Below are 12,408 nucleotides of genomic sequence, written 5' to 3' on the forward strand. Positions count from 1 at the left end.
CATGCGTCTGGGCGATCTCCTTCGGCTCTCCGCTCCGGACGCGCGCGGCGCGCCGGAGGCGGTGCGCGACCTGGAGATCGCCGGCCTGACTGCCGACTCCCGCGCGGTGCGATCGGGCTGGCTGTTCGCGGCATTGCCGGGCAGCAAGGTGGATGGCGCCAGCTTCGCGCGCCAGGCGGCGGCAGCCGGCGCAGTGGCGGTGCTGGCCGCCGATGATGCCCAACTGGGTGCGTTGCCTGATCATGTCGTGGTCATCCGGGATCCCGAACCGCGCCGGCGACTTGCCCGCATGGCGGCCGCGATGGCCGGCCCACAGCCATTGGCGGTGGTGGCGGTCACCGGTACCAGCGGCAAGACCTCGGTTGCCGAATTCACGCGCCAGATGTTCGCCGGCGCCGGTTTTTCCGCCGGCAGCCTGGGGACACTGGGCATCGTCTCGCCGCACCGCGTCACGCCGCCGGGACTCACCACACCGGATCCCGTCCAGCTGCATCGCGATCTCGCAACCTTGGCCAGCGATGGCGTGAACTACGTGGCGATGGAAGCGTCGAGCCATGGGCTGGATCAGTACCGCCTCGACGGCATTCGCTTCTCGGCCGCCGCCTTCACCAATCTTTCGCGCGACCACCTCGATTATCATCCGTCGATGGACGCCTATCTCGCCGCCAAGGCGCGTCTGTTCGATGTGCTGCTGCCCAGCGGCGGCACCGCCGTGATCAATGCCGACAGCGCGCATGCCGCGCCGTTGATCGACATCAGCCGGCGGCGCCATCAGCGGTTGTGGTGCTACGGCAGTCGCGGCGATGAACTGCGGCTTGAGGCGGCGACGCCGCACGGCGAGGGGCAACGCCTCGTGCTGTCGTTGTTCGGCATCCGTCATGACGTCGAACTGCCGCTGATCGGCGCCTTCATGGCCGGCAACGCTTTGGCGGCATTCGGCCTGGCGGTCGCTGTCGGCGTGTCGGTCGACTCGGCGCTGGCGACCATGGCGCGCCTGAAAGGCGCGCCCGGCCGGCTCGATCGCGTCGCCACGCATCCGCTGGGTGCGCCGGTGCTGGTCGACTATGCGCACAAGCCTGACGCGCTGGAGCAGGTCCTGCGCGCCCTGCGGCCGCATACGCGCGGCCGCCTGATCGTGGTGTTCGGTTGTGGCGGTGATCGCGATCCGGGCAAGCGCCCGATCATGGGCGACATCGCCGCCCGGTTGTCGGACGTCGCCATCGTTACCGACGACAATCCGCGCAGCGAGGATGCCGCTGCGATCCGATCGGCGATCCTGGATGGCATGACCGCGGCGCAGGCCGATGTGATCGAGGTCAAGGACGGCCGGCGTGCCGCGATCCGGACCGGTCTCGAGGCCGTGCGGAGCACCGATGATCTTGTCGTGATTGCCGGCAAGGGCCATGAGCAGGGCCAGACCATCGGCGGCGTAACGCACCCCTTCGACGATGCGGCCGTCGCGCGCGAACTGCTGGGCATTGCCCCACCGCGAGGAGCCGCCGCATGAGCGTCATGCCCCACCGCACCGTGCTGTGGCGTGGCGCCGACGTGACCGCCGCCAGCGGTGGGCAGGCGTTGGGCGGCACGACGTGGAATGCCGGTGGCATTTCCATCGATACGCGGACGTTGCGTGCCGGTGATCTGTTCGTGGCTCTGAAAGGCGAGGCCGCCGACGGCCATGCCTTTGTCGAGGCGGCGTTCGCCAAGGGTGCGGCCGCGGCGCTGGTGTCCGACCCCGGCGTGGGTGTTGGTGTCGGCCCGCTGGTGTGCGTGCCCGATACGCTGGGCGCGCTGGAGGCGCTGGGGCGCGCTGCGCGTGCGCGCAGCCGGGCGCAGTTCGTGGCGGTGACCGGCAGCCTGGGCAAGACCAGCACCAAGGAAGCGCTACGCGTCGTGCTGGGGAGCCAGGACAAGACGCACGCTGCCGAGGCCAGCTACAACAATCACATCGGCGTGCCGCTGACATTGGCACGCCTGCCGGCCGATGCCCGCTATGCCGTGTGCGAGGTCGGCACCAACCATCCCGGCGAGATCGAGCCGCTGGCGCGGATGGTGCAGGCCCATGTTGGTATCATCACGAACGTCGAGGCTGTGCATATCGGAAATTTTGGCAGCGTCGATGCAATCGCGGAGGAGAAGGCGAAGCTCTTTGTCGGCATGGACCCTTCGCTTGCCGGTGGTCCTGTTGCCGTCCTGCCGCGCGACAGCGCCCATTTCTTTCGCTTGGCGCAATGGGCCGATGCCGCTGGTGCATCGCGGCAGCTGACATTCGGTGAGCATGAGGCAGCGGAATACCGCCTGCTGGGGTGCGACCTCGAGGACACCGGCAGCGCCGTCACGGCGCTGGCGCAGGGGCGTGAACTCCGCTATCGCCTCGGCGCCCCGGGCCGGCACTGGGTGTTGAACAGCCTCGCCGTGCTGGCCGCTTCGGCGGCGCTGGGTGTCGACGTCGATGCGGCTGCGGCAGCGCTGGCGGGTGTTGCGGCACCTGTTGGCCGCGGCGCGCGGCGGCGCGTGTCGCTGGCGGACGGCAGCGTCGAGCTGATCGACGAAAGCTACAACGCCAGTCCGCCGTCGGTGCGCGCCATGTTGGCGTTGCTGGCGGCGGCGCGGCCCGGTCCGGGTGGTCGCCGGCTGCTGGTGCTGGGCGACATGCTCGAACTGGGCGCCGACAGCGAGGCCATGCACGTCGCGCTGGCACCCGCCGTCGAGGCCAGTGGCGCCGACCTGGTGTTCACTGCCGGCGTCGGCATGGGGGCATTGCATCGCGCGTTGCCACCCCGGCTGCGCGCGGCACATGCGCCGGATTCGTCGCGTCTGGCGCAGCGGGTGGTCGAGGCGTTGCAGGCAGGTGATGTCGTGGCGGTGAAAGGATCGCTGGGCTCGAAAATGAAAGTGATCGTCGAAGCGATCCTCGCGCTGGGCGAGGCCCGGTCGAACCGCACGGGAGGCCGCTGACCGTGCTGTACCAACTGTTTGCCCCGCTGGCCGACCAGTTCAGCCTGTTCAACCTCTTTCGCTACATCACGTTCCGCTCCGGTGGCGCGTTCCTGACCGCGCTGCTGCTGTCATTCATGGTCGGCGGCCGGCTGATCGCATGGCTGCGCAGCAAACAGGGCAAGGGTCAGCCCATTCGCGATGATGGACCGGAGAGCCACCTGCTCACCAAGAAAGGCACGCCCACCATGGGCGGCTTTTTGATTCTGATCGCGTTGGTGGTGAGCACGCTGTTGTGGGCCGACCTGCGCAACCGCTACGTCTGGATCGTGCTGCTGTTGACCCTGGGGTTCGGCGCCATCGGGTTCGTCGACGATTACCTGAAGGTCAGCAAACGCAATACACGCGGCTTGCCGGGGCGCCTGAAGTTGATCGTGGCGGTCACCATGTCGGTCATCGCTGCCGTCTTGATTGCCGATCTGTCGCCGGCGGCGCTGCGATATCAGCTGGCGGTGCCGTTCCTGAAGTCGGTTCTGATTCCGCTGGGCCTGATCGGGTTCCTGATCTTCGCGTCGCTGGTCATCGTCGGCGCCTCCAACGCGGTGAATCTCACCGACGGCCTTGATGGGTTGGCGATCGGTCCGGTGATCATCGCCACCGGCGTGTTCGGCCTCATCAGCTATATCGTCGGCAACGCCGTGTTGACCAACTATCTGCAGATCCACGCCGTGCCGGGCTCGGGCGAGCTGATCATCCTGTGCGCCGCCTTGATTGGCGGTGGCCTCGGTTTCCTGTGGTTCAACGCACCGCCGGCCATGGTGTTCATGGGCGACACCGGGTCGCTCGCCATGGGTGGCGCGCTGGGCGCCATTGCGGTGGTGATCAAGCACGAGATCGTGCTGGCGATCGTTGGTGGGTTGTTCGTGCTGGAGACCGTGTCGGTCGTGGTCCAGGTGGCATCCTTCAAGCTCACCGGGCGGCGCGTGTTTCGCATGGCGCCGCTGCATCATCACTTCGAGAAGAAAGGCTGGGCCGAGCCCACCATCGTCATCCGCTTCTGGATCATCGCCACCGTGCTGGCCATCGTCGGCCTGGCCACACTCAAGCTGCGGTGAGGGGAGATGATTGATCTGTCGTCCCTGCAGGGTTCGCGGTTCGCCGTGCTGGGGCTCGCCCGCAGCGGGCTGGCGGCGGCGCGGGCCCTGCAGGCGGCGCAGGTCGATTTCGCGGTCTGGGATGATGACGCCACCCGGCGCGCCCAGGCGCAGAGCCAGGGGTTTCCCCTGGCCGATCCGGCATCGTTGGACTGGAACCGCTGGGATGCGCTGGTGCTGAGCCCCGGCATCCCGCACACGTTTCCCAAGCCGCATCCCGCCGCCGTCGCGGCGCGCGCCGCCGGCAAGCCGGTGATCGGCGACATCGAACTGCTGGCGCGCAGCGGCGCGCCGGAACGCATCATCGGCATCACCGGCACCAACGGCAAGTCCACCACCACGGCCCTGATCGGCCACATCCTCAAGAACGCCGGCATCAAGCGCGACATCGGCGGCAATTTCGGTCCGGCGGCGCTGGATTTCCGGCCGCTGGGCGCCGACGGTGTCTACGTGCTGGAACTGTCGTCGTTCCAGCTCGAACTGGTGCCAAGCCTGCGGTGCCAGGTGGCGATCTGGCTCAACATCACACCTGATCACATCGATCGTCACGGCGATCTCGACGGCTATGTTGCCGCCAAGCGGCACATCTTCGACAACCAGCAGCCGGGCGACCTGGCAGTGATCGGCATCGACGATGCGCCCTCGCAGCAGACGGCCGCCGGATTGGCGGCAGCGCCGGCCACCATCGTCACGGTCCACATCGGTCAACCCAATCCCACGGGCATATCGGTCGTTGCCGGCCGTCTGCGGGATGCGCGCAACGACACTGAGATCGACCTCAAACCCATCAAGAACCTGCCGGGTGCCCACAATTGGCAGAACGCAGCCTGTGCCTATGCGGCCTGTCGTGCGCTGGGCATGACGGTCGAGGCCATCGCACAGGGGCTGGCGACGTACCCGGGGCTGGTGCATCGCCAGGAGCGGGTCGCAATCGTGGATGGCATCGTCTACGTCAACGACAGCAAGGCGACCAACGCCGATGCCACAGAGAAGGCACTGGCGGCCTATGACACCATCTATTGGCTGGTCGGCGGTACGCCCAAGGCCGAAGGCATCGTGCCGCTCGAGCCATTGTTCGGCCGCGTCGTGCATGCATTCCTGATCGGTGCGTCGAGCGACGCCTTCGCCGCCACGCTCGAGGGCAGGGTCCCTTACGCACGCTGCGGCGATCTGAAGACGGCCGTGCAGCAGGCGCATGCGATGGCGTCGCGCGAGCGTCGCGCCGATGCCGTCGTGTTGTTGTCCCCGGCATGTGCTTCCTACGACCAGTGGCCGAATTTCGAGGTGCGCGGCGATGCGTTTCGCACCATGGCGCGCGCCTTGCCGGGCGCCGTGGTTGAGGCGGGAGGGGTTGCATGATCTCAGTGCCGCGCAACGATACCTCCGTCGTCGGCCGCTGGTGGTGGACGGTCGATCGCTGGTCGCTGGGTGCCGTGCTGCTGATCATGGCGGTGGGCGTGATGCTGACCATGGCGGCATCGCCACCGGCGGCGGAGCGCATCGGCGCCGATTCCTTCCACTTCGTGCGCCGCCAGCTGTTGTTTCTGCCTATTGCGCTCGGCATCATGCTGGCGATCTCGCTGGCGCCGCCGCGCATGGTCCGGCGGCTGGCGCTGGTGGTGTTCGCCATCGGTCTGATAGCGCTGGCCGCCACCATGGTGGTCGGCACCGAGATCAAAGGCGCCCGGCGATGGATCTCGCTGCCGGGCTTCGGCACCCTGCAGCCGTCGGAATTCGTGAAGCCCAGCCTGGCGGTGATCTCGGCCTGGCTGTTTGCGCAGAAGAAGCTCAATCCGCGGTTCCCTGGCTTCCTGCTGGCGACGCTGTTGTTCGCCGCCGTGCTGGGCATGCTGCTGGTGCAGCCCGACCTCGGCATGTCGGTGGTCGTGACCGTGGTGTGGGCGGCGCAGTTCTTCCTCGCCGGCCTGCCGCTGTGGCTGGCCGTCGTCGGCACCGGCATGGCGGGCGTCGGGCTGGTTGGCGCCTACCTGTCGTTCTCGCATGTTCAGAGCCGCATCGAGCGCTTCATGAATCCCGATGCCGGCGAGAACTATCAGGTCAACACGGCGCTCGAAGCCTTCATGAACGGCGGCATGTTCGGCCGCGGACCGGGCGAGGGCACGGTGAAGGCGCAGCTGCCTGACGCGCATACCGACTTCGTGATGGCCGTGGCCGGCGAGGAGTTCGGCCTCATCGCCTGCCTGATCGTCCTGCTGCTGTTTGCGTTCGTCACGTTGCGCTCGATGTCGCGCATCATGAACGAGACCAGCTTGTTCATCATGCTGGCGGCGGCGGGTCTGGTGATCCAGTTCGGCCTTCAGGCTTTCATCAACATGGCCTCGACCGTGCAGCTGATGCCGGCCAAGGGCATGACCCTGCCGTTCATCTCCTACGGCGGTTCGTCGGCCGTCGCCATGGCGGTGGCGGTCGGCATGATGCTGGCCTTGACGCGCGAGCGCGCCGGGCTGGGGGAGGCGGCATGAACCCGCCGCGCGGTCCCGTGATCCTGACTGCCGGCGGCACCGGCGGCCATGTGTTCCCCGCCGAGTCGCTGGCGGGCGAACTGGCGCGTCGTGGCGTACCCCTGGCCCTGATCACCGACGACCGCGGCCGGCAATGGCAGGGTGCGCTGGGGGCGCTGCCGGTGCATCGCGTGCACGCCGCCAGTCCGGGCGCCGGCGGCGCGCTCAACCGCGTGCGCAATGCCGCGGCGCTCGGCATCGGCGTCGTGCAGTCGCTGGCGCTGCTGGGCCGCCTGGCGCCCAGCGCAGTGATCGGTTTCGGAGGTTACGCCAGCGTTCCGGCGATGTTCGCCGCCCGCCTGCGCCGGCTGCCGACCCTGATCCACGAGCAGAATGCCGTGCTGGGGCGCGCCAACCGCCTGGTGACCAGCCCGCACACAACCATTGCCACCGCCTTCAAGGCGGTGCGGCACTTGGGCGAGCGCGATCCGCGGGTGCGCCTGGTCGGCAATCCCGTGCGCGATGCCGTGCGCGCGCTGCGCGACGTGCCCTACGTGCCGCCGGTGGCGGACGGCGACATCCGGATGGTCGTCATCGGCGGCAGCCAGGGCGCCGCCTCGTTCGGCGTCGTGATCCCCGAGGCGATCGCGGCATTGCCTGAGGCATTGCGGCGACGGCTCAAGCTTGCCCAGCAATGCCGCGCCGAGGATCTGGAGCGCGTGCGCGCGTTCTATGCCGAACACGCCATTGCCGCCGACTGCCAGACTTTCTTCTCTGACTTCCCGGCCCGTCTGGCCGGGGCCCACCTCGTTGTCGCACGGGCGGGAGCGTCGACAGTGGCCGAATTGACCACTTCCGGTCGGCCATCGGTCCTCGTCCCCTTCCCCCACGCAACTGAGGACCATCAACGCGCGAACGCCAAGGCGATCGACGAGGTGGGCGCCTCCATCCTGCTGCCGCACGAGCGCTTCACGCCGGACGCTCTGCGCGGGCACCTCGAGACGCTGTTCGCGGCACCCGAGCGCCTGGCGGCGATGGCGGCGGCGGCACGCGATGCCGGCCGCCCCGATGCCACGCAGCAACTCGCCGATCTCGTCGTCGACCTGGTCGGTTTCGCCCACCGTCGTCCCGAGCGCAGCGAAGGACCTGTTGAGCCATCGCAACGCACGGGGTCATCCGTCACGCACCGGCTTCAACCGGAATCGCGCGCGCGGTATGACACTGCAACAGGTTCTTCACCTTGCTCAGAAAGACAAACGGGAGCCGCGGCATGAGAGCCCTGCCGCTCAGCATCGGTATGATCCATTTCGTCGGCATCGGCGGCATCGGCATGTCCGGCATCGCCGAGGTGCTGCACAATCTTGGCTACAAGGTGCAGGGCAGCGACGTTGCCGACAACGCCAACTGCAAGCGGCTGGCGGCGCTGGGCATCAAGGTCATGATCGGCCACCGCGCCGACAACCTGGGTAATGCCGAGGTTGTCGTGGTGTCGTCGGCGGTCAAGGCCGACAACCCCGAGGTGCTGGCCGCGCGCACCCGCTTCGTGCCCGTGGTACGCCGCGCCGAGATGCTGGGCGAGCTGATGCGGCTCAAATGGTCGGTGGCGGTCGGCGGCACCCACGGCAAGACCACCACCACATCGATGATCGCTTCCTTGCTTGATGCGGCGCACATCGATCCCACGGTCATCAACGGCGGCATCATCAACGCCTACGGCACCAATGCGCGGCTGGGCGGCGGCGATTGGATGGTGGTCGAGTCCGACGAGTCGGACGGCTCCTTCCTGCGCCTGCCGGCGACGATCGCCGTTGTCACCAATATCGACCCCGAGCATCTCGACCACTACGGCGACTTCGACGCCGTGCGTGCGGCCTTCGTGACCTTCGTCGAGAACATCCCGTTCTACGGCTTTGCGGTGCTGTGCTTCGATCATCCCGAGGTGCAGGCCATCATCCCGCGCGTGTCGGACCGCCGCATCGTGACCTACGGGCTGGCCGCCAACGCCGATGTGCGCGCCGTCAACCTGCGGCTCGACCGCGAGGGCGCCGACTTCGATGTCGTGGTGACCAACCGCGCCACCAACGAAACCCGCAACATCCCGAGCATGCGCCTGCCGATGTTCGGGCAGCACAACGTGCAGAATGCGCTCGCCGCCATTTCGGTGGCGGTCGAGATGGGCATCGACGACGATACGATCCGCAGCGGCCTGGCGCACTTCTCGGGCGTCAAGCGCCGCTTCACCAAGACCGGCGAGGCACACGGCATCACGGTGATCGACGATTACGGGCACCACCCGGTCGAGATCGCCGCCGTCCTGCGCGCGGCGCGCCAGGCTTATGGCGGTTCCGGCCAGGTGATCGCGGTCGCCCAGCCGCACCGCTTCACCCGGCTGCGCGATCTGCGGGATGACTTCGCCCGCTGCTTCGGCGATGCCGATGTCGTTGTCGTCGCCGACGTCTACCCGGCCGGCGAGGCGCCGATCGCCGGGGTCGACAAGCAGATGCTGATCGAACGCATCCAGCAGACCGGCCATCCTCGCGTCATGGCGCTCAACGCGCCGGCGGACCTGCCCGAACTGTTGTGGACCGTGGCGCGCCCCGGCGACGTCGTGATCTGCCTGGGCGCCGGCAGCATCTCGGGCTGGGCCTATGCGCTGCCAGATCAGCTGCGCCAGCTGGCGTCGGAGCGCGCCGCCCCGCGCGTGATCACCAACAATGCGGGCGGGCGACCGGCATGAACGCTGTGGCGCGGACCACCTCGCACCTGATCGACCGGCTGCCGCCGGTACGGGGTCGGCTGACCGCCGGCGCGCCGCTGGCATCGGTGACGTGGTTCCGCGCCGGTGGTCCAGCCGAAGTACTGTTCCGGCCGGCCGACCTCGATGATCTCGCCGGTTTCCTGGCCGCCGCACCCGAGGATGTGCCGATCACCGTGCTGGGCGTTGCCTCGAACCTGCTGGTGCGTGATGGCGGCATTCCCGGCGTCGTGATCCGGCTGCTGCGCGGTTTCACCGACATCGCCATCGAGGGCGATTATGTGATGGCTGGTGCGGGCGCGCTCGACCTGAACGTCGCGCTCACGGCACGCGATCACGGCCTGGCCGGGCTTGAGTTCCTCAGTGGCGTGCCGGGGACGATCGGCGGCGCGCTGCGCATGAACGCCGGCGCCTATGGCGGCGAGGTGAAGAACGTCATCGTGCACGCCGACGCCGTCGATCGCCGCGGCCAGCGCCTGCGCCTGTTGCCGGCTGATCTCGGCTTCACCTACCGCCACTGCGCTGTGCCCGGCTCGGTGATCTTCACCGGCGCGACGCTGCGCGGCCAGCCGGGTGATCAGAATGCCATCGCAGCCCGCATCAGCGAGATCGATCGCGCGCGGGGCGAGAGCCAGCCGCGCAGTCGCACCGGCGGGTCAACCTTCACCAACCCACCCGGCGACAGTGCCTGGCGCCTGATCGACGCCGCCGGCTGCCGCGGGTTGCGGATGGGCGGCGCGCAGGTCTCAGAGAAGCACTGCAATTTCCTGATCAACACCGGCGAGGCCACGGCGCGCGACATCGAGGCGCTGGGCGAGGAAGTGCGCCGTCGCGTCTACCAGACATCGGGTGTCGCCCTGCACTGGGAGATCATGCGTATCGGCGCGCCGCGCGCGGGTGACGCGCCGGTGGTGCCAGGAGCGCCGTCATGACCCGGCATTGGTGGAGGCACACCAATCATGCCTCCTCCCCCTTGTGGGGAGGGTTGGGGAGGGGGCGCTCCACACCAGGCGCTTCGTTTGTCGACCCCCCACCCCAACCCTCCCCCACAAGGGGGAGGGGGATAAGAGAGTACCGTCATGAGTAAGACCGTGGCGCTGCTGAAGGGCGGCTGGTCGCCGGAGCGCGAGGTGTCATTGACCACCGGCCGCGCCTGTGCCGATGCGTTGCGCGAGGCGGGCTTCACGGTCGTCGAGCTTGATGTGACCCGCGACCTGCGGGCGCTGGTCGATGCGCTGCGGCCGGCCGGCGGCGGCGGCCCTGACGTCGTCTTCAACGCGCTGCACGGCAAGTGGGGCGAGGACGGCTGCGTGCAGGGCGTACTCGAGTTCCTGTCGATTCCCTACACGCATTCGGGCGTGCTGGCCTCGGCGCTGGCGATGGACAAGCCGCGCGCACGCCAGGTGTTCGCGGCGATCGGCCTGCGTTGCGCCGACGGCATGGTGATCGAGCGGCGGGCGCTGCTGGCGGGCGATCCGATGCCGCGGCCCTACGTGGTCAAGCCGATCGACCAGGGCTCCAGCATCGGCGTGCACATCGTCGGCCCGGGCGACAATCTCGCCGCCGTCGAGGCGGCCGAAGCCAAGTTCGGCGAGCGCGTCCTGGTCGAGCGCTACGTGCCGGGGCGCGAGCTGACCGTGGCCGTGCTCGGTGACCGGCCGATCGCGGTGACCGAGCTGCGCCCGCGCGTGAAGTTCTACGACTACGAGGCCAAGTACACCGACGGCATCACCGAGCATCTGGTGCCGGCGCCGATCGCCAAGCCGGTGTACGACGAGACCATGCGCTGGGCGCTGGCGGCGCATCAGGCCCTGGGCTGCGATGGCCTGACGCGGTGCGACTTCCGCTGGGACGACAGCCTGCCGGGCACCGAGGGTCTGTGCATCCTGGAGATCAACACCCAGCCCGGCATGACGCCGCTGTCGCTGGCGCCCGAGCAGGCGAAGTGGCTCGGCCTGCCGTTCCCCGAACTCATGCGCTGGATGGTGGAGCACGCACGATGCCCAGCGTGAGTTCACCGCACGGCCGGGATATCGACGTCCGCCCCCGCCGCGGCAGCAGCCGCCGGCCGGGTGCGCCGCGTCCCGGTACGGCGCGGCCAACCACGCGCAAGAACGCGCGCGGCACGCGCGAGGCGGCCGTGCCGTGGCGCCGTGCGGTCGTGCTGGGCCTGCTGGTGGGTGTGCTGGGCGGCAGCGCCATCGGCGGCTTCGTGCTGTGGAAGAGCGGCAAGGTCGAGGAGGTCCAGGCCTGGGCAGAGGGCTTGGGTAACCGCATCACCTCTTTCGCGCCGTTTCCCCTGCAGGACATCACCGTCGAGGGCCGCCGGCATGTAACCCAGGACGCCATCCTGAAGGCGCTCGACGTGCGCCGCGGCCAGTCCCTGTTGTCGGTCGACCTGCATGCGGCCCGCCACCGCATGGAGCAGATCGAGTGGGTCGAGCATGCCGCGGTCGAGCGTCGCTGGCCCGAGACCATTCACGTAACCCTGCGCGAGCGCAGTGCCGTGGCGCTGTGGCAGAACGAGGTCGTTGCCGCCAACGGCAAACGCACGGTCGAGTACGTGCTGATCGACCGCCTGGGCCGCAAGGTCCGCACCGTCGACCCTGCCGAGTCGCAGGTGCGGCTGGTCGTGGCCGGGGAGGGTGCGCCGGAGCACCTGGCCGAACTTTTGTTGCTGTTGCAGGACGCGAAGCCGCTGCGCGATCGCCTGCGGGCGGCGGTCTATGTCGGGCAGCGGCGCTGGAACCTGACGATCGAGGACGGGCCCACGATCAAGCTGCCGGCCGACGACGCGGCGGCGGCCCTGCAGCGCCTGCTGGCGCTGGACAAGAGCGACAACCTGCTGGCGCGCGACTTGTCGGTCGTGGATCTGCGTCTTCCAGGTATACTGATTCTGCGCCGGCGCGGTGCGCCGGATCCTCTGCAGGCCGTCGCCGATCGGTCGCCGGCCCGCACCGATGCGGCGCCGGCAGCGGCGGCCGCCAAACCAGCACCGGCGGGGGCCGGTGCGAAACCGGCGTCGGCGGCCAAGCCGGCGGCGCCGGCTGACACCGCCCGCAGGTCCACACCGGCAGGTGGTGCCCAAAGATAAAGACAG

At 68.8% G+C, this 12,408-nt stretch carries 10 protein-coding genes; all 10 read left to right on the forward strand.

Features of this window, described 5'->3' with window-relative positions; all coding sequences use genetic code 11:
• Nucleotide 1: 1 nt before the first annotated feature.
• The 10 genes from FQU96_RS23805 to FQU96_RS23850 all read left to right on the forward strand — a co-directional run bounded on the left by FQU96_RS23805 (nucleotide 2) and on the right by FQU96_RS23850 (nucleotide 12,402).
• On the forward strand, nucleotides 2–1,507 hold the full coding sequence (locus FQU96_RS23805) for a UDP-N-acetylmuramoyl-L-alanyl-D-glutamate--2,6-diaminopimelate ligase (protein WP_146543842.1): 1,506 nt from the start codon (nucleotides 2–4) through the stop codon (nucleotides 1,505–1,507).
• The gene (gene murF, locus FQU96_RS23810; RefSeq protein WP_146543843.1) at nucleotides 1,504–2,958 is read left to right on the forward strand and encodes a UDP-N-acetylmuramoyl-tripeptide--D-alanyl-D-alanine ligase; all 1,455 of its coding nucleotides are present in this window, start codon (nucleotides 1,504–1,506) and stop codon (nucleotides 2,956–2,958) included. Before FQU96_RS23805 ends, murF begins: the two co-directional genes overlap by 4 nt.
• 5 nt (nucleotides 2,959–2,963) lie before the next feature.
• Entirely contained in the window at nucleotides 2,964–4,052 is a 1,089-nt protein-coding gene (mraY, locus tag FQU96_RS23815) for a phospho-N-acetylmuramoyl-pentapeptide-transferase (RefSeq protein ID WP_370461388.1), read from the forward strand.
• A 6-nt stretch (nucleotides 4,053–4,058) separates the two neighbouring features.
• Nucleotides 4,059–5,450 carry a UDP-N-acetylmuramoyl-L-alanine--D-glutamate ligase gene (gene murD, locus FQU96_RS23820; protein ID WP_146543845.1) on the forward strand — a complete coding sequence of 464 codons (1,392 nt, stop codon included), beginning with the start codon at nucleotides 4,059–4,061 and terminating at the stop codon, nucleotides 5,448–5,450.
• On the forward strand, nucleotides 5,447–6,574 hold the full coding sequence (locus tag FQU96_RS23825; RefSeq protein WP_146543846.1) for an FtsW/RodA/SpoVE family cell cycle protein: 1,128 nt from the start codon (nucleotides 5,447–5,449) through the stop codon (nucleotides 6,572–6,574). The genes murD and FQU96_RS23825 overlap by 4 nt, the downstream gene beginning before the upstream one ends.
• The gene (gene murG / locus FQU96_RS23830; RefSeq protein ID WP_146543847.1) at nucleotides 6,571–7,827 is read left to right on the forward strand and encodes an undecaprenyldiphospho-muramoylpentapeptide beta-N-acetylglucosaminyltransferase; all 1,257 of its coding nucleotides are present in this window, start codon (nucleotides 6,571–6,573) and stop codon (nucleotides 7,825–7,827) included. Before FQU96_RS23825 ends, murG begins: the two co-directional genes overlap by 4 nt.
• Nucleotides 7,824–9,290, forward strand: a complete 1,467-nt coding sequence (gene murC / locus FQU96_RS23835) for a UDP-N-acetylmuramate--L-alanine ligase (RefSeq protein WP_146543848.1) — start codon at nucleotides 7,824–7,826, stop codon at nucleotides 9,288–9,290. The genes murG and murC overlap by 4 nt, the downstream gene beginning before the upstream one ends.
• Nucleotides 9,287–10,240 carry a UDP-N-acetylmuramate dehydrogenase gene (gene murB, locus FQU96_RS23840; RefSeq protein ID WP_146543849.1) on the forward strand — a complete coding sequence of 318 codons (954 nt, stop codon included), beginning with the start codon at nucleotides 9,287–9,289 and terminating at the stop codon, nucleotides 10,238–10,240. The genes murC and murB overlap by 4 nt, the downstream gene beginning before the upstream one ends.
• A gap of 147 nt (nucleotides 10,241–10,387) precedes the next feature.
• Complete coding sequence (locus FQU96_RS23845) at nucleotides 10,388–11,320, forward strand: D-alanine--D-alanine ligase (RefSeq protein ID WP_146543850.1); 933 nt, start codon at nucleotides 10,388–10,390, stop codon at nucleotides 11,318–11,320.
• Nucleotides 11,308–12,402 carry a cell division protein FtsQ/DivIB gene (locus FQU96_RS23850; RefSeq protein WP_146543851.1) on the forward strand — a complete coding sequence of 365 codons (1,095 nt, stop codon included), beginning with the start codon at nucleotides 11,308–11,310 and terminating at the stop codon, nucleotides 12,400–12,402. Before FQU96_RS23845 ends, FQU96_RS23850 begins: the two co-directional genes overlap by 13 nt.
• Nucleotides 12,403–12,408: the final 6 nt, after the last annotated feature.

It is taken from the genome of Reyranella sp. CPCC 100927, from assembly GCF_007859315.1.
Classification (GTDB): domain Bacteria; phylum Pseudomonadota; class Alphaproteobacteria; order Reyranellales; family Reyranellaceae; genus Vineibacter.

Coding starts and splice junctions, on each gene's coding strand:
- murG (WP_146543847.1), top strand. CDS start 6,571: ATGAACCCGCCGCGCGGTCCCGTGATCCTGACTGCCGGCGGCACCGGC.
- FQU96_RS23805 (WP_146543842.1), top strand. CDS start 2: ATGCGTCTGGGCGATCTCCTTCGGCTCTCCGCTCCGGACGCGCGCGGC.
- FQU96_RS23845 (WP_146543850.1), top strand. CDS start 10,388: ATGAGTAAGACCGTGGCGCTGCTGAAGGGCGGCTGGTCGCCGGAGCGC.
- murB (WP_146543849.1), top strand. CDS start 9,287: ATGAACGCTGTGGCGCGGACCACCTCGCACCTGATCGACCGGCTGCCG.
- FQU96_RS23825 (WP_146543846.1), top strand. CDS start 5,447: ATGATCTCAGTGCCGCGCAACGATACCTCCGTCGTCGGCCGCTGGTGG.
- murC (WP_146543848.1), top strand. CDS start 7,824: ATGAGAGCCCTGCCGCTCAGCATCGGTATGATCCATTTCGTCGGCATC.
- murF (WP_146543843.1), top strand. CDS start 1,504: ATGAGCGTCATGCCCCACCGCACCGTGCTGTGGCGTGGCGCCGACGTG.
- FQU96_RS23850 (WP_146543851.1), top strand. CDS start 11,308: ATGCCCAGCGTGAGTTCACCGCACGGCCGGGATATCGACGTCCGCCCC.
- murD (WP_146543845.1), top strand. CDS start 4,059: ATGATTGATCTGTCGTCCCTGCAGGGTTCGCGGTTCGCCGTGCTGGGG.